A 20,003-nucleotide genomic window follows, 5' to 3' on the forward strand; every position below is an offset into this window, starting at 1 on the left:
AGAGCCAAATCCAGCAATAAAACTCACGCCAGCAATAACTCCATTGCTGACAAAAAAGAACCGGTCCCTCCCCGACGGGAAGAAGGAGAAGAACCAGCAAACCAAAACAAAATATTGGCACTGACATTCATCGACACACTGTTGAGTTCTCAAAGAACACGCACACACCACCACCACCCACACGAAGAGGGAGGATCCGGGGCAACCGTTCCAGCCTAACCACACCGCAACACCCGAGTCAAACACCAGGCACCACGCGGATCAGGAAGTTGGACTGTACGCTCAGCCTACACGAGGTGCAGACGAACCTTTTCTGTCCGATCGGCCATGCGACTCCGTCCCACCTCGTTCGCCCAGCCCCTGAAGGCCTTCGGTCGGTGTCCGTGTCGCTCTGACTCGAAGAAAGTTACGCCTGTGGACCGCTCCATGCAAATCGGCAGGTGTTCCGCGGCCCACGCGGCGTCGGCCCAGGTCAACGCATATGTCGGGGCCCGCGCCCGCTCACCCTGGAGCGACAGTCCGACTATGACGCCGCTCACATCGGTGGGGATGCCGCGCCGATCTCGTCCAGATCGGGCGCCGGGACGGGTTCGCCGACCTGCGTCGTCAACGGGAGGACGCCGGCCCACACTCCCCCGGCGGCGATGTCCCCCTCGTCGTCGTTCGGTCCGCCCGACCGTGCCTTCACCGACGCCTCGTACAGCGGCAGTGCCACCACGCGAGTCGCGGCCAGCTCCTTGCGAGTGTTGGCCCTGACCACATCGGTCCGGCCGGGGACCAGCTTGTTCACGATGAGATCGAGTGCGACGGCGCGCTCACCCTCGTCGTCCACGACACGGGGTGTCCCCCGAACCACGGCACTCCGGTAGTTCATCGAGTGATGGAACGCGGAGCGCGCCAGCACCAGACCGTCCAGCACCGTGATGCTCACGCAGACGTCACCGGGAGCGCCCAGGGTCGTCGCGGCCACCGAGCCGTGGAGGTACAACGTCCCTTCGGCATCGGGACCGTCCAGGTCGTAGGCGAACGCAGTCGGAACGACGAGGGGACTTCCCTGCACCACCACTCCGAGGTGACAGAGCTGTGCGGCGTCGAGCACGTCCGTCAGAGCAGCGCGATCCGCCTGGGCGCGAGCTCGGTTGCGTCGCAACGTGGTTCGGGGTGTCGGAGAGAGAGCTGACGCCGTCGACGAGGTGTCGGGCCGCCGGCCATGGGCATCGTGCATCGTCATGCGAATCAGTGTGCTGAACGAAGTGGTCTGCCGTCACGGTCCACTTCGATACTGTTCGGCTGGACCACTTCGACCAGCGGGAAGGCATCGACGTCATGGCCTCACACGCGCTACCACTCTCCGTGGACCGATCCTCGACGCGTCCACTCCCGTTGCAGATCGCCGACGCACTACGCACCGCCATCGTCGACGGACTTCTGGTCGCCGGCGATCGTCTCCCGTCGACCCGATCGCTGGCCGCAGAGCTGTCGGTCTCCCGCGGCGTCGCCGATCAGGCCTTCGACCAGCTCGCCGCAGAGGGGTGGATCGAGGGCCGCGCCGGATCCGGCACGTTCGTCTCCCCCGACCTGCGGTCCGTCACACCGACCACCGCCGCCGTGTCCGACGCGCGTCCACGCGCAGAGGCGGACAGCGCTCCCCCCACGCTCGCGCTTCGACCGGGCATCCCCTGGACACCGCCCTCGGCGACCGCGGCATGGCGGCGGGCGTGGCGCATCGCCGGCACGGAGCCCGCTCCCCCCGGTTACCCCGATCCGGCGGGGCCCGTCCGTCTTCGCCGCAGCGTGTGTTCGCTGCTCGGCCGTGCGCGCGGAATGAGCGTCGATCCCGATCGCGTGGTCGTGACGACGGGTGCCACCCATGGGCTGACTCTGGCACTCGCGGCGATGCGCGCGGACCGTCCGGAACCGAGACCTGTTCTGGCGATGGAGGATCCGGGATATCGGACTGCGGCGTCGGCGGCGATCGCGATGGGCTGGGACCTGTACGACGTCCCCGTGGATGCCGGCGGCATGAGGGTCGACACGCTCGCGTCCACGCCCGAGACCACACGCGCCGTGTACGTGACACCGTCTCACCAGTACCCCACCGGCGGAACCCTCGACGTGGGACGTCGTGCCGCTCTCATCGCCCATGCGCAGAGCACCGACACCGTCGTCGTGGAGGACGACTACGACTCCGAGTACCGCTACGACGTCGCGCCGCTCCCCGCCTTGGCGCACCTTGATCCGGATCGCGTCGTCTACCTCGGCACCATCGCCAAGACCCTGGGCGCAGGCGTGCGACTCGGGTGGATGGTGCTGCCGTCGCACCTCGTCCGGCCGGTACTCGACCACCGCCTGGCCACGGGCGACTTCCCGTCGACACCCCTGTGCTCGGCGATGACGTCACTGCTCGACGACGGCGAGTGGGATCGCACGGTGCGAGCGGCGCGGCGGCGCTACCGCGATCGCGATGCGGCAGTACGGGATTCGCTGTCGCCGTTCGGTGAACTCCGTGGCCTGGGCGCGGGTATGCACACGACACTCGTCCTGTCGCCGAGACGAGCGGAGGCGGTCGCCCGCGGCGCAGCACACCGCGGAATCGAGGTACCGACCGTCGCGCTGTCCACTCGATCGCACACCGACGTGGGCGGGTTGGTGATCGGCTACGGCCGACTGACCGACACGGAGCTCCGAACGGCACTCACCATTCTCATCGACGAACTCCGACGCCACCGCGACTGACGTGCAGCGGCGCGAGCGTCACTGCACGCGTTCGATGTCTCCGCCGAGATCCTGCAGCTGCTCGACGAACCGCGGGTAACCGCGGTCGATGTGATAGACGTCGTGCACCTCGGTGGTGCCGTCGGCCACGAGGCCGGCGAGCACCAGACCGGCGCCCGCGCGGATGTCCGAGGACCAGACCGGTGCACTCGACAGCCGCGACACTCCGCGGACCACCGCGTGGTGGCCGTCCGTTCGCGCGTCGGCACCGAGCCGGATCATCTCCTCGACAAAGCGGAACCGGGCCTCGAAGACGTTCTCGGTGATCATCGACGTGCCGTTGGCCACCGAGGCGAGGCCGATCGCCATGGGCTGCAGGTCTGTCGGGAACCCGGGGAACGGGAGCGTGGCGAAGTTGACGGCCACCGGTCGTTCCTCCTGCACGACGCGGAATCCGTCCGGGCGCAGGGTGACGGTGCTGCCGGCCGCCTTCAGCTTGTTGAGCACGAGGGTGAGGTGCTTGGGATTGACCCCCGACACCGTGACGTCGCCACAGGTCATCGCCGCGGCGATGCCCCACGTCGCGGCCACGATGCGATCACCGATGACGCGGTGTTCGGTGGGCTTCAGGCTGGGGACACCGATGATGGTCAGCGTCGGAGTTCCGGCACCCTCGACGCGAGCACCCATCTTGTTCAGCATCGCGCACAGATCGGCGATGTCCGGCTCGCGGGCAGCGTTGTCGATCACGGTCTCGCCGTCGGCCAGCACCGCCGCCATCAGGATGTTCTCGGTCGCGCCCACGGACGGGAAGGCCAGCCGGATCGTCGCGCCGTGCAGCTTCTCCGCTGTCGCGACCACACACCCGTGCTCGATCTCGCTGTGCGCGCCGAGCAGGCGGAGACCCGACTGGTGCATGTCGAGCGGACGCGAGCCGATGGCGTCGCCGCCGGGCAGTGCCACCACGGCCTTGCGACACCGCGCGACCAGCGGTCCCAGGACGCACACCGACGCACGGAACTGGCGTACCGCCGCGAAGTCGGCGTGATACTTCGGCTCTGCGGGGGTGGTGATGCGCACGGCATCCCCCTCGAGTTCGACGTCGCACCCCAGCCCACGGAGAACGTCGGCCATGAGGGGGACATCGAGAATGTCGGGGCAGTTGGTGAGGGTGGTCGTGCCCTCGGCGAGCAGCGCCGCGGCCATCAACTTCAGCACGCTGTTCTTCGCCCCACCGACCGACACGTCGCCGGAGAGACGACTACCGCCGGTGACCAGGAAACGTTCACTCACGACGACAACAGTAGAGGCATCGGTCGTCGATCAGAGCATCGGCCGACTGCCAGTAGGGTTGATCCATGGCGGTTCACCTGACCTCGATCTACACCCGTACCGGCGACGACGGGACGACGGGTCTCAGCGACTTCTCCCGCGTCTCGAAGAACGACCCGAGGGTCGTGGCCTACGCGGAGTGCGACGAACTGAACGCTGCTCTCGGACTGGTGTTGGCGGTCGGATCACCGCCCGAGGGCGTGGCGACGGTGTTGCGCCGGATCCAGAACGATCTGTTCGATGCCGGAGCCGACCTGTCGACTCCGATCCAGGAGAACCCGAAGTACCCACCGCTGCGCGTCACGCCGGAGTACGTCACGCGGCTCGAGACGTGGTGCGACGAGTTCAACGACACTCTCGCGCCGCTGACCTCCTTCGTCCTTCCGGGCGGGACGGCTGCTTCCGCGTTTCTGCACCAGGCGCGCACCGTCGCGCGACGGGCGGAGCGGGCAGCGTGGGCCGCTGTCGAGGCACATCCCGAGACGACGGGGCCGCTGCCGGCGACCTATCTCAACCGACTGTCGGATCTGCTGTTCATTCTCGGGCGGGTCACCAACCCGGACGGCGACGTCCTGTGGAAGCCGGGCGGCGAGCGTTCGCGCGACTGACCACGGGCCCGAGCGAGCGACGTGTCAGGCCGGGCCGCTGCCCGGCATGTTGCGCTGCGACCGGTCGGACGGCCTCGACTCGAGCCACGACGTGAATGCAGTGAACGGGCCACGCTCCATGGCGATCTCGTAGCGGCGGTCCCCCGCGTCGAGTTCGACGATCGCGGTCTCGTCACTCATGATGTCGAACTCGGAGCTCTGCGGACTGCGCCGCTCGCCCTGGATCAGAGTCTGGCGGATCATGCGGCGGTCCGGACCCGGACGCAGACTCGACAGCTTGTAGAACACGAGCACGTTCTCGCCGTAACGGACGATGCCGTGACGCCACCCACTTCCCGCTGCGGCGGGAAGACTGCGCAGGATCACGGCAGTGCCCCCGCGGCGGAGAAGCACCAACCGATACAGAAAAGCCGCGGCGAGCCCTCCGAGCAGCACGACCAGAACGACAAGCACTGTCATCCAGGACGTCATCTCTTCGGAACCCGCCGCGGCTTCTTCTCGTGTACCTAGGCCCGCTCGACCGCGCGGACACGCCCGCGTGCGATCGCGAGCGCCTCCTCGTCGTCGGAGCCCTCGGACAGCACGGACCGCGCAGCCTCGACGTCGATGTCCTCCGCGAACTCGGCGGACTCGGCGAGGATGGTGACGGTCCGGCCGGTGACCGACAGGAAACCACCGTGCACGGCGGCGACGCGCCGTTCACCGTCGCCCGTCGTGATGGCTACGGTGCCGCCCTCGATCAACTGACCGAGCACCGGCTCGTGTCCGGCCATGATGCCGATCTCGCCCTCGGTGGTCTGAGCGCTGACCAGCGTGGCCGTTCCCGACCACAGGCGTTCCTCGACTGCGACCAGTTCGACGTCCATCTCAGCCATCTCGGACTACTTTCCGGAGATCTTCTTGGCTGCGGCCTCGACGTCGTCGAGTCCACCGCAGCTGTTGAAGGCCTGCTCGGGAAGGTGGTCGTACTCGCCCTTGGTGACCTTGTCGAACGCCTCGATGGTGTCGGCCAGCGACACGACCGAACCCTCTTCACCGGTGAACTTCTCGGCGACGATGAAGTTCTGGCCGAGGAACTTCTCCAGACGACGGGCACGGGAGACCGTGACCTTGTCCTCCTCGGACAGCTCGTCCATACCGAGGATGGCGATGATGTCCTGCAGCTCCTTGTACTTCTGCAGGATGCGCTTGACCTCGTTGGCGACGCGGAAGTGCTCGTCTCCGACGATCGACGCCTCCAGGATGCGCGAGGTGGACGTCAGCGGATCGACAGCGGGGTAGATGCCCTTCTGCGAAATCGGACGCGACAGCTCGGTGGTGGCATCGAGGTGGGCGAAGGTCGTCGCCGGTGCGGGGTCGGTGTAGTCGTCGGCGGGCACGTAGATGGCCTGCAGAGACGTGATGGAACGACCACGCGTCGAGGTGATGCGCTCCTGGAGCTCACCCATCTCGTCGGCGAGGGTGGGCTGGTAGCCCACGGCGGACGGCATGCGGCCGAGGAGAGTGGATACCTCGGAGCCTGCCTGCGTGAACCGGAAGATGTTGTCGATGAAGAGCAACACGTCCTGGTTCTGCACGTCGCGGAAGTACTCGGCCATGGTGAGAGCCGAGAGGGCGACGCGCATACGCGTGCCCGGCGGCTCGTCCATCTGACCGAACACCAGGGCGGTGTCCTGCAGAACGCCCATCTCCTCCATCTCGAGGTGGAGGTCGGTGCCCTCACGCGTGCGCTCACCGACGCCGGCGAACACCGACGTGCCGGAGAACTCACGTGCGATACGGGTGATCATCTCCTGGATGAGCACGGTCTTGCCGACGCCTGCGCCGCCGAACAGACCGATCTTTCCGCCCTTGACGTACGGGGTCAGGAGGTCGATGACTTTGATGCCGGTCTCGAGGATCTCGGTCTTGCCCTCGAGCTGATCGAAGGCCGGGGGCTTGCGGTGGATGCCCCACTGCTCGCCGTCACGGCCGAGTCCGGGGCTGTCCAGGCAGTCGCCGAGGGCGTTGAACACGTGGCCCTTGACGACGTCACCGACGGGAACCGAGATCGGCTTGCCGGAGTCGACGACGGGGGTGCCGCGGACGAGGCCGTCGGTGGGCTGCATCGACACGGTGCGCACGAGGTTGTCGCCGAGGTGCTGTGCGACCTCGAGCGTCAGCGTCTTGGCGACGGCCTTCAGCTCGATCTCTGCGTTCAGCGCGTTGAACAGCGCGGGGATGGATCCACGGGGGAACTCGATGTCGACGACGGGACCGATGACGCGCACGACGCGCCCGTTCTCGGACGACTTGGCGCCGGAACCCGTGCTATCGGTTACTGCTGCGGTCATGTTCAGTCTCTTCCTGAGCTCGCGGCAAGCGCGTCGACGCCGCCGACGATCTCGCTGATTTCCTGGGTGATCTGAGCCTGGCGTGCCTGGTTGGCCTGGCGTGACAGGGCATTGACCAGATCGTTGGCATTGTCCGTGGCGGCCTTCATCGCGGTGCGACGAGCGGCCGACTCGGATGCCGCCGCGTCGAGCAGTGCGGCGTAGATGCGGGTGCTCACGTACTTCGGGAGCAGCGCGGACAACAGCGTGTCCGCCTCCGGCTCGAAGTCGTACTGCGCGGTGACCTCCTTCGACGACGGCGAGTCGCTGAGCATGTCTGCACCCAGCTCGATCTCCTCGTCGTCGTAGTCGATCTCCAGAGGAGCCATGCGGCGCACCGTCGGCTTGAGCGACAGCATCGACACGAAGGTGGTGTAGACGATGTGGAGTTCGTCCACACCCTCGACCGTGCCCTCGCCGTTCGGTGCCTCGATCTCCTCGCCGGACCCCGCCATGAACAGCTGGACGAGGTGCTTGGCGGCCTTCGCGGCATCGGTGTACGCCGGCTGCTGCGAGAAGCCCGTCCACGCGCCCTTGACGTCGCGATCACGGAACGTGTAGTACGTCAGGCCCTTTCGGCCCAGAACGTAGATGACCGGCTCCTTGCCCTCGGACTTGAGGAGCTGCTGGAGCTCCTCGGCCTCACGAAGGATGTTGGAGTTGTAGCCACCACACTGACCCGAGTCGCTGGTCACGACGAGCACGGCGGCCCGCTTGGGCTCCGCACGCTCGGTGAGCAGCGGATGGTCCAGCGAACCCGAGGCACTGGCCAACGCCGAGAGCACCTTGGTGATCTCGGTGGCGTACGGCTTCGACGCCTCGACGCGGGCCTGCGCCTTGGTGATGCGCGAGGTCGCGATCAGTTCCTGCGCCTTGGTGATCTTCTTGATCGAGTTGGTCGACCTGATCCGGGAGCGCAGCTCACGAATGCTGGGCATCTGTCACCTCACTCCCTGTTCGACGTGCCACGGGTCCGCTCATCACTTGCTGACAGTCTTGCGAGTGACGGTGACCTTCTCCTGGTCGACGTCGCCCTTGTCGAGCGCATCGGCCTCTGCCTCGTTGACGATCCGCTCGCCCGAGGACGTCAGGAAGCCCTGCTTGAACTCGTCGGTCGCCTTCGTGATCGCGTCGGCGGCCTCGTCCTTGAGAACCTTGCCGCCGGCGATCGCCTCGTAGGCGCTCGACGCGTTGCGGTGCAGATCCTCGAGGAGCTCGCGGTTGAAGCGACGAACGTCCTCGACCGGGACCGTGTCGTAGTAGCCGGCGTCGACGAGGTAGATCGAGACGATCTGGTCCTCGACGGACACCGGGGTGTACTGGTCCTGCTTGAGCAGCTCGACCCAGCGGGCACCGCGCTCGAGCTGCGCCTTGGACGCGGCGTCGAGGTCGGACGCGAAGGCGGAGAACGCCTCCAGCTCGCGGAACTGAGCCATCTCCAGACGGAGCGAACCGGCAACCTTCTTCAGACCCTTGGTCTGCGCCGCGCCACCGACTCGGGACACCGAGGTACCGACGTTGATGGCGGGACGGACACCCTTGTTGAAGAGGTCCGACTCGAGGAAGACCTGGCCGTCGGTGATGGAGATGACGTTGGTCGGGATGAAGGCCGAGATGTCGTTGGCCTTGGTCTCGATCAGCGGCAGACCCGTCATCGAACCGCCACCGAGCTCGTCGGACAGCTTCGCGCACCGCTCGAGCAGACGGGAGTGCAGGTAGAAGACGTCACCGGGGTACGCCTCGCGGCCCGGCGGGCGACGCAGCAGCAGCGAGATGGTGCGGTACGCCTCGGCCTGCTTGGTCAGGTCGTCGAACACGATGAGGACGTGCTTGCCCTGGTACATCCAGTGCTGGCCGAGGGCCGAACCGGTGTACGGGGCTAGCCACTTGAAGCCGGCCGAGTCGGACGCGGGAGCGGCGACGATGGTCGTGTACTCCATGGCGCCGTGCTCGTCCAGAGCGGACTTGACGCCCGCGATGGTCGAACCCTTCTGGCCGATGGCGACGTAGATGCAGCGCACCTGCTTGTCGGCGTCGCCGGTCTCCCAGTTGGCCTTCTGGTTGATGATGGCGTCGACGCAGACGGCGGTCTTGCCCGTCTTGCGGTCGCCGATGATCAGCTGACGCTGGCCGCGGCCGATGGCCGTCAGGGCGTCGATGGCGGTGATGCCGGTCGCGAGGGGCTCCTCGACGGGCTGGCGCTCGAGCACCGATGCCGCCTGGAGCTCCAGGACACGCTGTTCGTTCGACTCGATGTCACCGAGACCGTCGATGGGCTTGCCCAGCGGGTCGATGACGCGTCCGAGGAAGTTGTCGCCGACGGGGACCGAGAGGACCTCGCCGGTGCGCTTGACTTCCTGGCCTTCCTCGATGTGCTCGTAGTCACCGAGGATGACGGCACCGATCTCACGGTCGTCGAGGTTCAGTGCCACGCCGAGGATGCCGCCGGGGAACTCCAGCAGCTCGTTCGACATCGCGGACGGGAGGCCCGTCACGTGAGCGATTCCATCGCTCGTGTCGGACACCAGACCGACCTCTTCACGAGAGGACTCCGGTGCGTAGTTCGCTGTGTAGCTCTCGATCGCGCTACGGATCTCGTCGGAGGAGATCGTCAACTCCGCCATGTTTTCCTGCTCTCACTGTCTGGTGTTTCGTGGCCGGACCGGCTGTGCGGTCGACGTCCGAAACGCGGGGTGGGGCTTGTTACCGAACTGGGCTTGCTACAGAACTCGGGTGCTGCGATGCGTACCGCTCACCGGAGCGACTTCCTCAGGGAGGCGAGACGACCCGCACCACTGCCGTCGATGACCTCGTCGCCGACACGGACGACCAGTCCGCTCAGCAGTTCCCGGTCCACCTCCACGTGGACGGTCACGGACTTGCCGTAGATACCTTCCAGCCTGGACGTGAGCCGAGAGATCTGATCCTCGCTCAGCTCGGTGCTGCTGCGGACGTGAGCGACCTCCTTGTCACGACGAGTGGCCGCGAGTGCGGACAGTTCGCCGAACACGGATGCCGGTGCAGCACCCTTCAGTCGGCCGACGGCCTGGATCGCCAGGGCCTCGGTGATCGCGGTGACCTTGCCGTAGAGCAACGTCGACAGGAGCGATCCCGACGCCTCGGCGGGCTTGCTTCGATCGGACAGCGCCTGCTCGAGGGCAGGATCGCCGGCGATGATGCGGCCGAGACGGAACAGCTCGTCCTCCACGGTGCCCAACTGATCCTGGTCCTGCGCCGCGCGCAGAAGTGCCTCACGGCCCAGGAGTACGAGCGAGTCGGTGAGGTCACGGGCCGACGACCAGTTCTGTGCGACGGCGGCCTGCAGTGCGGCGGTGGCCGCTGCACCGATCTTGCCGTCGAACAGGCGGCCCGCGAGCGCGCGTCGCGCGTCCGGAGCAGCCGACGCGTCCGCGAGTGCGGCGCGCAGTGGACGCTGTCCGTCGAGCACCGACACGACCCCGAAGAGGTCGGATCCGGCGCCGGCGGCAGCCGACGTCGCATCCGACGCCGCATCGAGCTCGGCCGTCAGGACGGTGCGGGCCTCGGCGAGGGCTTCACGACTCGCTGCGTACATGGTGCTCACTTCCCGCTAGCGGAATCTGCGCCGACAGAATCGAGTTCGTCGAGGAAACGATCGATCGTGCCGGCACGCTTGACGTCGTCGGACAGCTGCTCGCCGATGACCTTCTCGGCCAGCTCGACAGCCGTACGGCCCAGATCGGCACGCAGTTCGGTGACGATCTGCTGACGCTGAGCCGCGAGCTGCTGGTGACCGGAGGCCACGATGCGGTCGCTCTCCGCCTGTGCACTGGTCTTCATCTCCGCGAGGATCTGCTGACCCTGGGTGCGTGCGTCTTCACGGATCTTGGCGGCTTCCTGGCGTGCGTCGGCCAACTGGGCGCGGTACTGCTCGAGCGCCTCCTTGGCTTCGGCCTGTGCCTCTTCGGCGCGCTTGATCCCGCCTTCGATCTTCTCGGACCGCTCGGAGAGCACCGTCTGGAATCGCGGGAGCACGAACTTCCAGAAGAAGAACCCGATGACGGCGATGCAGACCGCAGACCAGACGATGTCGTAGGTCGCGGGGAGGAGAGGATTGATGTCCTCTTCCCCCTCCGCTGCTGCGAGGACTGCGAATGTCGACATGGCGATCAGAAAATGAAGCCGGCGACGAGGCCGATCAGCGCGAGGGCCTCGGTGAATGCGATACCGAGGAACATGTTGGTGCGGATCTGGCCGGCGAGCTCGGGCTGACGCGCGATGCCCTCGATGGCCTTACCGACCACGATGCCCACGCCGATGCCGGGGCCGATGGCCGCGAGGCCGTAGCCGATGGCTCCGTAGCCTGCGCCGGTGACTTCCTGTGCTTCCTGCGCGAGGTAGGTGAGGCTCATTGTGATGTGTTCCCTTTCTGTTGCCCACGACCGGTCGGCAGCGGGTCAGGTCTGTCTGGTGGCTGGAGAGTCGGTGGGTGGGTCAGTGCGAGTCGGCGTGCAGGGCGAGGTCGATGTAGACCGCCGTCAGCAGCGCGAACACGTAGGCCTGCAGGAAGATGACCAGCAGCTCGAACAGCGTGAAGCCGAATCCCGCGACGAGCGAGAACAGGCCGAACACCTTCATGCCGGTCGCCGCCTCGAAGAAGAAGAACTGCGTCGCGCTGAAGAACAGCACCAGCATGATGTGGCCGGCGAGCATATTGGCCATGAGTCGCACGGTCAGCGTGAAGGGCCGCAGGATGAACGTCGAGATGAACTCGATGGGGATCAGCAGCAGGTGCAGCGCGATCGGCACGTTCGGAACGACGATGCTGCTCTTCACGTACTTGAAGAACCCGTACTTCTTGATACCGACGTAGTTGAAGACGACGTACGCGAGGGCTGCCAACACGATCGGCATGCCCACTCGGGCATTCGACGAGATGTTGATGAAGGGGATGACACCCGAGAAGTTGAGGAACAGCACCGCGAAGAAGATGGTCGCGATGACGGGCAGGAAGCGCTTGCCCTGCTCCTTGCCGAGAACCTCGTCTGCGATCTGATCCTTGACGAAGCCCAATGCGAGCTCACCGACGTTCTGGATACCGCGGGGCACGATCTTCGGGCTGCGCATCGCGAGGCTGAAGAACGCGAGAAGAACGACCGTCATGATGATGCGGACCAGCATCAGCCGGTCGAGCTCGAACGGGGTGCCCTCGAACAGGATGGCCGGTGGGAAAAAGTCGGACAGTGACGGCGGATGGAACTCCGCGGCCAAGTTGGTGACGCTCAGCGGTCTCTCCCGTGTTCGGCCGCAGGCGAAGGACACCCGCGGTTCGATCGGACATATGGCATTCGGGCACGATCGAGCTAGGACGATCTACAAGTCGACTCGGGTCGGCTCGAGTAGTCGTCAGCCGCGTCGGACCGTGCTCACGGTCCCGCGTCTGTCGGGTGTCGGCGACTTCGTCGACTCGGTGACGCGACGTCTCGAAACGGACGCTTCGTCGCGGTACACACTCTCACATGGCGTGGACTACGAGAAACAGCTTTGGTGACGTCGATCACCTGCAAAGACGGTTCCGGGCGGCGCGATGTGTCCGTTACGCCCGGTAAGCCCTCGCTCGAAAGGAACTTTATCAACACAACACGCTGAGTTGTGTCGGGGGTCGCTCCGCGGACGACACTACTACAAAATGTCGTACTACTGAACGTCCGAGTCGGGGTCGCCCGCGGGAGAATCGACGTACGGAACACGCTGCCGGAAGATGCCGTACATCTCGGCGCCCAGGACGATGACCAGGGATGCGAGCACCACGATGCCCAGTGTCGGGCGGTTGTAGAAGTCCATCCCCCGCAGCAGTCCCAGCACGATCACCGCGATCAGCATCTTCACGATCCACCCGCCCAGCAGGACGGCCCCGACCGCGGTCGGCGGCAACTTGGCCGAGAACAGGACGGATGCGGCGGTGGCGAGGATGAACAGACCACCGACCGCGGACCCGAGCAGCGCGCCCCACAGACCCTCGAGGCCGGCGACTAGCACCGCGATGATCGCGGCGACCACGGCGAGGCCGAGCAGGGCGATGACGCCGTACCGGACGGCGGCGCGGAGCGGTGCGGTGGAGGACGGGATCGGTGCGGGCGAGAAGGTCACGACACGCAGGTTACCGGCGGCCCGGATCCCGGAACGACGGCACCGCGGTGACCACCAGGGCGAAGACGAGTCCGCCGGCGAGCAGCAGCACCACGAGGCGGCGATCGAACAGGGACGCGCCGACCGCCCCGAACGCGAGCACACCGACCCACAAGTAGATGAGCAGCACCACGCGGCGATGCGAGTGACCGATCTGGAGCAGACGGTGATGCAGGTGCATCTTGTCCGGGCTGAAGGGGCTGCGGCCTGCACGCGTGCGACGCACGATCGCGAGCAGCAGGTCGAGGATCGGGATGAACATGATCGCGCCCACCAGCAGCAACGGGGTCAGCAGACCCAGGAGGTCCCGCGTGCCGTAGGCACTGAGCCCGATACGTCCGGATGCACTGGTCGCGACGGTGGCGAGCATGAGGCCGATGACCATGGAACCCGAATCGCCCATGAAGATGCGCGCCGGCTGGAAGTTGTGCGGCAGGAACCCCAGGCACGCACCGGCGAGGGCCGCGGCGATCATCGCGGGCGGGTAGGCGCTGACGTCACCGCCCTGCTCGTGGAGCAGTCCGACGGAGAACAGACAGATGGCCACCGCGGCGATCAGGCCGACGCCCGCGGCGAGGCCGTCGAGACCGTCGATGAAGTTCATCGCGTTGATCATGACCACGGCGATGAGCACGGTGACGAGACCCGCCTGCAGCTGGTCCAGGATCAGCGTCGACCCCTCGCCCCACGGCAGATACAGCAGGTACCAGCTGACGCCCATCAGCACCAGGACACCGGCCGCGGTGACCTGACCGGCGAACTTGGTCAGCGCGTCCAGGCCCCACCGGTCGTCGACCACACCCACGGCCATGATGATGAACCCGGAGACCAGGGCCGCCTGGACGTCCGTGGTGAATTCGAACCCTCGGGTGAGGGCCGGCAACTTCTGCGCGAAGAGCAGCGCGACGAGCAGCCCCAGGTAGATGCCGATACCCCCGAGCCGGGGCGTCGGGGTGACGTGGACGTCGCGCTCACGCGGTACGGCCACCGCGCCGAAACGCAGAGCGCCGAGCCGGACGGCTCCGGTGACCAGGAACGTCACCACCGCTGCCGTGAGCATGACGAGAAGAAGCTCGCGGATGGGGACACCGGCGCCTCCGTCCGACTGCGCCAGGAGCGCACTCGCGTGCGCGGGCACGGCCGTCACCACGGTGACTCCCGCGGCGGAGCCGAGTGCGGCATTCGTCAGGCGCTTCCGGCGACGAGCGACTCGGCGGTCACGCCGAGGACCTCGGCGATCTCGCTCGTCGAGACTGCGCCGACGCGGAGAATGCGCGGGGTGTCCCCCGTCAGGTCGACGATCGTCGACGCGAGCGCATGCTCGGCCGGACCGCCGTCGAGATACACGGCCGCGGACCCGCCGAGCTGTACGCGGGCGTCCTCCGCCGTGACGGCGGGCGGGCGGCCGGAGATGTTCGCACTCGAGACGGCCAGGGGGCCCACCTCGCGCAGCAGTTCGAGAGCCACCGGATGCAGCGGCATGCGGAGCATGACGGTGCCGCGGGCGTCGCCGAGGTCCCACGCGAGCGACGGCGCCTGGTGCACGACGAGACTCAGCGCTCCGGGCCAGAACGCGCGGATGAGATCGCGCGCCGCCTGCCGCACTCCCAGCACGAGGCCGTCGATCGTGTGCCAGGAACCGACGAGCACCGGCACCGGCATGTCGCGGCCGCGCCCCTTCGCCCGGAGCAGATCCGTGACGGCGCTGCTGTCGAAGGCGTCCGCGGCCAGCCCGTACACGGTGTCGGTGGGCATCACGACCAGTCGGCCGGACGACAGCGCACGCTTGGCGGCATCGAGACCTGCCGCGCGAGAGGCGGAATCGGAGCAGTCGTAGACGGTGGACACCCGGCCCATCTTGCCACTGCGTGCACGGCACGCCTGCGCAGCGGTGGCGCGATCTCGCGTCCTAGGTGATCCGGCGCTGCCGACGAGCGACGACGAAGCGTGGGCGGTCCGCGAGATCCCGATGCTGGGACACGTCTCCGAACACCGCTCGCCCCTCCAGGAGGGCGACCACCCGGTCTCCGTGCGAGTCGTCGTGCTCGATGCCCACTCCCCCGTCGATCCGCAACCACCGCGCGATGTTCGCGATCATCGGCTCGATGACGGACAGCCCGTCCGGGCCACCGAACAGCGCGACGTGCGGATCGTGGTCGATCACCTCGGGATCGAGCCGCGCACTCGTCGGCACGTAGGGCGGGTTCGCCACGACCAGGTCGACGGTGCCGTCGAGCTCCGTGAGCACCGTCCTCTCGGTCACGTCACCGTGATGCAGATGCACGGGAGTGTCGCCGTCCGACGCCCGCAGGTCGGCGTTGCGCCGCGCCCACGCCAACGCGTGCGGATCCTTCTCCACCGCGTGCACCACGGCGTCCGGGCGAGCGTGGCCGATCGCGAGGGCGAGTGCGCCGCTTCCGGTGCACAGGTCGAGGACGACGGGCGGATGCCGCCCGGCGGACTCGAGGAACGCGAGTGCCCAGGCGAGCAACAGTTCCGTCTCCGGGCGGGGGACGAACACCCCGGGGCCCACCTCGACGTCGATCTCCCCCAGTGACGACGTTCCGATGATGTGCTGCAACGGAATTCGCTTCGCACGCTGCGTGACGGTCGCACGGTAGGCCTCGGCGACCTCGGGCTCCACCAACGGGGTCAGGCCGAGCCGCCCGCGGGGAACCGACAGCAGATGCGCGGCGAGCAACTCGGCGTCGACCCGCGGGCTGGGGACGCCGGCCTCGGTCAGGACGCGGGTTGCCTCGACGATGGCCAGACGTAGCGGGACGCGACTCACCGACACAGCTTCGCACTGCCGGTCGGCCCGGCGATCACGCGGAGGTCATTCCGCCTGGAGCCGCGCCTGTCGGTCGGCCGCGGCGAGCGCGTCGAGGAGCGCGTCCATGTCACCGTCGAGAACGGCGTCCAGGTTGTGCGACTTGAAGCCGATGCGGTGGTCGGTGATGCGGTTCTCAGGGAAGTTGTACGTGCGGATGCGCTCGGACCTATCGACGGTGCGCACCTGGCTCGCACGCCCGGCCGCCGCCTCCTTGTCGGCCGCTTCCTCGGCCGCCGCCTGCAGCCGCGAGGCGAGCACCTGCATCGCCCTCGCCTTGTTCTGCAGCTGGGAGCGTTCGTTCTGACAGGTGACGACGATGCCCGTGGGCAGATGCGTGATGCGCACCGCGGAGTCCGTGGTGTTGACGCCCTGGCCACCCTTGCCGGACGAGCGGTAGACGTCGATGCGCAGATCGGTCTCGTCGATCTGGACGGCTTCGACCTCGTCCTGCTCCGGGTAGATCAGGACGCCGGCCGCCGACGTGTGCACTCGTCCCTGCGATTCGGTGACGGGAACACGCTGCACCCGATGCACGCCGCCCTCGAACTTGAACCGCGACCACACACCGTCGGCGGTGTCGGTGCGCGCCTTGATGGACAGCGTCGCGTCCTTGTACCCACCCAGATCGGAGACGTTCGCGTCGAGGATCTCGACCCGCCAGCCGTGGCGCTCGGCGTACCGGACGTACATCCGAGCGAGATCGGACGCGAACAGGGCGGACTCCTCGCCGCCCTCACCCGACTTGACCTCCAGCACGACGTCGTCGGCGTCGTGAGGATCACGGGGCGCGAGCAGGTCGGTGAGGGTGCTGTCGAGCTCGGCCACGGTCGCCTCGAGCGCTGGGATCTCCGCGGCGAAGCCGGCGTCGTCGGCAGCGAGCTCGCGGGCCGCCTCGAGATCGTCGCGGGCGGCACTGAGCTTGGAGTACACACTCATGATCGGGGCCAGCTGCGCGAACCGCTTCCCGGCGCGGCGAGCCGCCGCCGGATCGTCGTGCAGCGAGGGATCGGACAGGTCGCGCTCGAGTCCGGCGTGCTCGGCGAGGATGTCGTCGATCGCGGACGGTGTCGCGGAGGCGGCCACGGTGTTCTCCCTGTCGAACCGAAGAATGTCAACGAACAATGGTGCAGAAACGACCGACGCCCGCCCCGAGACGAATCTCGGAACGGGCGTCGGCGGAAGAGCTAGCTGTCGGCGTCGGCCTTCTTGCCTGCGCGCTTGCCGTAGCGAGCCTCGAAGCGAGCCACGCGGCCGCCGGTGTCGAGGATCTTCTGCTTGCCCGTGTAGAACGGGTGGCACTGCGAGCAGACCTCGACGTTGATGCGCTCCGCCGAGTTGGTGCTGCGGGTCTCGAAAGTATGTCCGCAACCACACACGACTGTCGTCGCTGTGTAATCGGGGTGGATTCCTGCCTTCATGGTGTCCCTTTCATGGTCGCCGGGTCGCCTCGACTGTCGAGTGCGTGAACCGGAACCGGACTCGGCCGATCAGTATGCCAGAGCAGCTGTCCGCGCTGGTAATCGTCTCAACATCGGTGCCGAGACGTTTGTTCCGTCGATCCTCGGGGGTCAGTCCTCCGGCGAACCGGGCGCCGTCTTGGAGACCGACATGAGGAACTCGATGTTGTTCTTGCTCTTCTTCAGTCGGTCGATCAGCAGATCGATCGCCTGGTGCGAGTCGAGCCCGGAGAGCACCCGACGCAGCTTGTGCAGCACGGCCGCCTCGTCGGGACTGAGCAGGAGCTCGTCCTTGCGGGTGCCCGACGGATTGACGTCCACCGCCGGGAACACGCGCCGCTCCGCGATCTTGCGATCGAGCTTGAGCTCGGCGTTGCCCGTGCCCTTGAACTCCTCGAAGATCACCGTGTCACCTGTCGAGCCGGTCTCCACCATCGCCGTGGCGATGATGGTGAGCGATCCACCGTTCTCGATGTTGCGCGCGGCACCGAGGAAGCGCTTGGGCGGGTAGAGCGCCGTGGAGTCGACACCACCGGACAGGATGCGACCCGAGGCCGGCGAGCTGTTGTTGTACGCACGGCCCAGACGCGTGATCGAGTCGAGCAGCACCACCACGTCGCGGCCGTCCTCGACCAGACGCTTGGCGCGCTCGATCGCCAGCTCGGCGACCGAGGTGTGGTCGCCCGGCGGGCGATCGAAGGTGGAGGCGATGACCTCACCCTTCACGCTGCGCTGCATGTCGGTCACTTCTTCGGGACGCTCGTCCACGAGCACGACCATCAGGTAGCACTCGGGGTTGTTCGTCGCGATGGCGTTCGCGATCGCCTGCAACACGCTGGTCTTACCCGCCTTGGGCGGGCTCACGATGAGCGCACGCTGCCCCTTGCCGATCGGCATGACCAGATCGATCACGCGCGTCGTCAGGATGTTCTGCGTGGTCTCGAGGCGCAGTCGCTGATTCGGGTACAGCGGCGTCAGCTTGTTGAACTCCGGCCGCTTGCGGTTGCCGTCCGGCGGCGCACCGTTGACCGTGTCGAGACGGACCAGCGGGTTGAACTTCTGCCGGGAGTTGTTCTGCTCCCCCTCGCGGGCCACTCGCACGGCACCGGTCAGTGCGTCACCGCGCCGGAGGCCGTTGCGGCGCACCATGTTCATGGAGACGTACACGTCGTTCGGTCCCGCGAGGTATCCCGAGGTCCGGACGAACGCGTAGTTGTCGAGCACGTCGAGGATGCCGGCGACGGGCTGCACGACGTCGTCGTCGCGCAGTTCGGGCTCGCGCTCACGATCACGCTGGTTGCCGCCGCCCTCGGGAGCACCGTCACGATCGCGCCCACGGCGACGCTCGCGGAAACGACGTCCCCGCCTGCCGCGGCCCTCGCCGTCCTCGTCGTCGCGGGGACCGTTGTCACGAGGCCCGTTGTTGCGGTCACCCTGGTTGCGGTCGCCCTGGTTGCGATCGTTCCGGTCGCCCTGATTGCGATCGCCCTGGTTGCGATCGTTGCGGTCGCCCTGGTTGCGGTCGTTGCGGTCGCCCTGGTTGCGGTCGCCCTGGTTGCGATCGTTGCGGTCGCCCTGATTGCGATCGCCCTGGTTGCGGCCCTGGCGCTCGCGGCGCGGCCGGTCCCCGTTCTGACGATCACCCTCGCCCTGGTCGCGGTCGTCGCCACCGTCGGTGCGGGTGGTCTCGGCCGGAGCCGTCGTGGTGGACGCTGCCGCGTCGGTGGACTGGTGCGCGCGGCCGTCCTGCGTCGGCGCAGCGTCGTTCTGCGACTCGGCGGCGGTGTCGGTCGACTCCGCGGCGCCGGCACGGCGGGTCGCTCCGCGACGGTTCCGCGTGCGACGCGGGCCGTCGGGGTTCGCGCCGTCGGACGCTGCACCGTCGGAACCCGAGGTGTCGGCGCTGGGGGTACCGGCGTCGGAGCTGGAGGCGCCGGCGCTCGCACCGTCGGCTCCGGAATCCCGGGGGGCCACGGCGTCGGACACACCGGCGGACGGTGCGTCCGACGTGGCGGCGGGCGCGGACCGGCTCACGCGGGGTGCGCGCGACGGTGCCTCGGTGGCAGCCGCGGACGCGGGCACCTGCTTGGCCTCGATCGCGGACACGAGGTCGCCCTTACGCATCCCGGAGACACCCTTGATCCCGAGTTCGGACGCGAGTCCGCGCAGCTCGGTGAGCACCATCCCGGAGAGTCCGGCACCGCGGCGCGACGTGCGCGGGCGCGTGTCGGACTGGGTCGCCGGAGCAGCGATAGATTCCGTATCGGTCACGGAGGTCCTTTCCTTCCCTCGCGCGCCTGGTGCGCAGATCGAGGGTTCGTTCCGCCGTTCGACTCTCGTGTCGAACTCGGATGCCGCGTACGTTCGCGTCGTGCAGAAGAGCGAAGGCTGTTCCAGGATGCGACTTCCCTGGCGGCCGTGGCGCGCCGATCGACGACGGCGGCACCGCTGGAGCTCGAGGCCGGGAAGTAATGCCCTGGAGAAATCGGCGCGCTGACTGCGCACGATGTACGGACGC

The 20,003-nt window shown here is 67.4% G+C and carries 20 protein-coding genes; 2 read left to right on the plus strand and 18 right to left on the minus strand.

The genetic code is table 11. The features are described 5' to 3' along the window. Nucleotides 1-535: 535 nt before the first annotated feature. Nucleotides 536-1,231, minus strand: a complete 696-nt coding sequence (locus BR07_RS26015; RefSeq protein ID WP_331280460.1) for a pyridoxamine 5'-phosphate oxidase family protein — start codon at nucleotides 1,229-1,231, stop codon at nucleotides 536-538. A gap of 95 nt (nucleotides 1,232-1,326) precedes the next feature. On the opposite strand from BR07_RS26015, the gene pdxR reads away from it, so the two are divergent. After that, a complete protein-coding gene (pdxR, locus tag BR07_RS0121815; protein ID WP_027507210.1) occupies nucleotides 1,327-2,736 on the plus strand; it encodes a MocR-like pyridoxine biosynthesis transcription factor PdxR in 1,410 nt (469 codons plus the stop codon). An 18-nt stretch (nucleotides 2,737-2,754) separates the two neighbouring features. Here the strand turns inward: pdxR and murA are convergent, their stop codons facing one another. Then, nucleotides 2,755-4,008 carry a UDP-N-acetylglucosamine 1-carboxyvinyltransferase gene (gene murA, locus BR07_RS0121820; protein ID WP_027507211.1) on the minus strand — a complete coding sequence of 418 codons (1,254 nt, stop codon included), beginning with the start codon at nucleotides 4,006-4,008 and terminating at the stop codon, nucleotides 2,755-2,757. 65 nt (nucleotides 4,009-4,073) lie between these two features. Between murA and BR07_RS0121825 the strand changes: the two genes are divergently transcribed. After that, entirely contained in the window at nucleotides 4,074-4,655 is a 582-nt protein-coding gene (locus BR07_RS0121825; RefSeq protein WP_027507212.1) for a cob(I)yrinic acid a,c-diamide adenosyltransferase, read from the plus strand. 24 nt (nucleotides 4,656-4,679) lie between these two features. On the opposite strand, the gene BR07_RS0121830 is transcribed toward BR07_RS0121825, so the two are convergent. The 16 genes from BR07_RS0121830 to rho form a co-directional block, all read right to left on the minus strand. Then, nucleotides 4,680-5,114, minus strand: a complete 435-nt coding sequence (locus BR07_RS0121830; RefSeq protein ID WP_231476479.1) for a DUF2550 domain-containing protein — start codon at nucleotides 5,112-5,114, stop codon at nucleotides 4,680-4,682. Between the two features lie 47 nt (nucleotides 5,115-5,161). Next, complete coding sequence (locus BR07_RS0121835) at nucleotides 5,162-5,530, minus strand: F0F1 ATP synthase subunit epsilon (protein ID WP_027507214.1); 369 nt, start codon at nucleotides 5,528-5,530, stop codon at nucleotides 5,162-5,164. 6 nt (nucleotides 5,531-5,536) lie between these two features. Then, nucleotides 5,537-6,988, minus strand: a complete 1,452-nt coding sequence (gene atpD, locus BR07_RS0121840; RefSeq protein ID WP_027507215.1) for a F0F1 ATP synthase subunit beta — start codon at nucleotides 6,986-6,988, stop codon at nucleotides 5,537-5,539. A 2-nt stretch (nucleotides 6,989-6,990) separates the two neighbouring features. Beyond that, on the minus strand, nucleotides 6,991-7,965 hold the full coding sequence (locus BR07_RS0121845) for a F0F1 ATP synthase subunit gamma (protein ID WP_027507216.1): 975 nt from the start codon (nucleotides 7,963-7,965) through the stop codon (nucleotides 6,991-6,993). A 42-nt stretch (nucleotides 7,966-8,007) separates the two neighbouring features. Beyond that, entirely contained in the window at nucleotides 8,008-9,651 is a 1,644-nt protein-coding gene (atpA, locus tag BR07_RS0121850; RefSeq protein ID WP_027507217.1) for a F0F1 ATP synthase subunit alpha, read from the minus strand. Nucleotides 9,652-9,779: 128 nt separating this feature from the next. Then, nucleotides 9,780-10,610 (minus strand): F0F1 ATP synthase subunit delta, encoded by an 831-nt coding sequence (locus BR07_RS0121855; protein ID WP_027507218.1) that lies wholly within the window; start codon nucleotides 10,608-10,610, stop codon nucleotides 9,780-9,782. Further along, the gene (locus BR07_RS0121860) at nucleotides 10,607-11,170 is read right to left on the minus strand and encodes a F0F1 ATP synthase subunit B (protein WP_027507219.1); all 564 of its coding nucleotides are present in this window, start codon (nucleotides 11,168-11,170) and stop codon (nucleotides 10,607-10,609) included. The genes BR07_RS0121855 and BR07_RS0121860 overlap by 4 nt, the downstream gene beginning before the upstream one ends. A gap of 5 nt (nucleotides 11,171-11,175) precedes the next feature. Next, nucleotides 11,176-11,418: an ATP synthase F0 subunit C gene (locus BR07_RS0121865; protein ID WP_027507220.1), complete on the minus strand. Its 243-nt coding sequence runs from the start codon at nucleotides 11,416-11,418 to the stop codon at nucleotides 11,176-11,178. Nucleotides 11,419-11,500: 82 nt separating this feature from the next. Further along, complete coding sequence (gene atpB, locus BR07_RS0121870; RefSeq protein WP_037187440.1) at nucleotides 11,501-12,226, minus strand: F0F1 ATP synthase subunit A; 726 nt, start codon at nucleotides 12,224-12,226, stop codon at nucleotides 11,501-11,503. Between the two features lie 477 nt (nucleotides 12,227-12,703). Beyond that, entirely contained in the window at nucleotides 12,704-13,165 is a 462-nt protein-coding gene (locus BR07_RS0121880) for a hypothetical protein (protein ID WP_197027871.1), read from the minus strand. A 1-nt stretch (nucleotide 13,166) separates the two neighbouring features. After that, the gene (locus BR07_RS0121885) at nucleotides 13,167-14,255 is read right to left on the minus strand and encodes a glycosyltransferase family 4 protein (RefSeq protein ID WP_081821490.1); all 1,089 of its coding nucleotides are present in this window, start codon (nucleotides 14,253-14,255) and stop codon (nucleotides 13,167-13,169) included. A 125-nt stretch (nucleotides 14,256-14,380) separates the two neighbouring features. Next, on the minus strand, nucleotides 14,381-15,043 hold the full coding sequence (locus BR07_RS0121890; protein WP_027507224.1) for an L-threonylcarbamoyladenylate synthase: 663 nt from the start codon (nucleotides 15,041-15,043) through the stop codon (nucleotides 14,381-14,383). A gap of 61 nt (nucleotides 15,044-15,104) precedes the next feature. Next, on the minus strand, nucleotides 15,105-15,986 hold the full coding sequence (prmC, locus tag BR07_RS0121895) for a peptide chain release factor N(5)-glutamine methyltransferase (protein ID WP_027507225.1): 882 nt from the start codon (nucleotides 15,984-15,986) through the stop codon (nucleotides 15,105-15,107). A 45-nt stretch (nucleotides 15,987-16,031) separates the two neighbouring features. Beyond that, nucleotides 16,032-17,111 (minus strand): peptide chain release factor 1, encoded by a 1,080-nt coding sequence (gene prfA, locus BR07_RS0121900; protein ID WP_027507226.1) that lies wholly within the window; start codon nucleotides 17,109-17,111, stop codon nucleotides 16,032-16,034. Between the two features lie 101 nt (nucleotides 17,112-17,212). Next, nucleotides 17,213-17,446 (minus strand): 50S ribosomal protein L31, encoded by a 234-nt coding sequence (gene rpmE / locus BR07_RS0121905; RefSeq protein WP_027507227.1) that lies wholly within the window; start codon nucleotides 17,444-17,446, stop codon nucleotides 17,213-17,215. A 150-nt stretch (nucleotides 17,447-17,596) separates the two neighbouring features. Then, the gene (gene rho / locus BR07_RS0121910; RefSeq protein ID WP_081821486.1) at nucleotides 17,597-19,756 is read right to left on the minus strand and encodes a transcription termination factor Rho; all 2,160 of its coding nucleotides are present in this window, start codon (nucleotides 19,754-19,756) and stop codon (nucleotides 17,597-17,599) included. Nucleotides 19,757-20,003: the final 247 nt, after the last annotated feature.

Origin of the sequence: Rhodococcus sp. UNC23MFCrub1.1, assembly GCF_000686025.1 — a bacterium.
In the GTDB taxonomy this organism is placed as follows: domain Bacteria; phylum Actinomycetota; class Actinomycetes; order Mycobacteriales; family Mycobacteriaceae; genus Rhodococcoides.

Coding starts and splice junctions, on each gene's coding strand:
- BR07_RS26015 (WP_331280460.1), bottom strand. CDS start 1,231: ATGACGATGCACGATGCCCATGGCCGGCGGCCCGACACCTCGTCGACG.
- pdxR (WP_027507210.1), top strand. CDS start 1,327: ATGGCCTCACACGCGCTACCACTCTCCGTGGACCGATCCTCGACGCGT.
- BR07_RS0121825 (WP_027507212.1), top strand. CDS start 4,074: ATGGCGGTTCACCTGACCTCGATCTACACCCGTACCGGCGACGACGGG.
- BR07_RS0121830 (WP_231476479.1), bottom strand. CDS start 5,114: ATGACAGTGCTTGTCGTTCTGGTCGTGCTGCTCGGAGGGCTCGCCGCG.
- BR07_RS0121835 (WP_027507214.1), bottom strand. CDS start 5,530: ATGGCTGAGATGGACGTCGAACTGGTCGCAGTCGAGGAACGCCTGTGG.
- atpD (WP_027507215.1), bottom strand. CDS start 6,988: ATGACCGCAGCAGTAACCGATAGCACGGGTTCCGGCGCCAAGTCGTCC.
- BR07_RS0121845 (WP_027507216.1), bottom strand. CDS start 7,965: ATGCCCAGCATTCGTGAGCTGCGCTCCCGGATCAGGTCGACCAACTCG.
- atpA (WP_027507217.1), bottom strand. CDS start 9,651: ATGGCGGAGTTGACGATCTCCTCCGACGAGATCCGTAGCGCGATCGAG.
- BR07_RS0121860 (WP_027507219.1), bottom strand. CDS start 11,170: ATGTCGACATTCGCAGTCCTCGCAGCAGCGGAGGGGGAAGAGGACATC.
- BR07_RS0121865 (WP_027507220.1), bottom strand. CDS start 11,418: ATGAGCCTCACCTACCTCGCGCAGGAAGCACAGGAAGTCACCGGCGCA.
- BR07_RS0121885 (WP_081821490.1), bottom strand. CDS start 14,255: ATGCTCACGGCAGCGGTGGTGACGTTCCTGGTCACCGGAGCCGTCCGG.
- rpmE (WP_027507227.1), bottom strand. CDS start 17,446: ATGAAGGCAGGAATCCACCCCGATTACACAGCGACGACAGTCGTGTGT.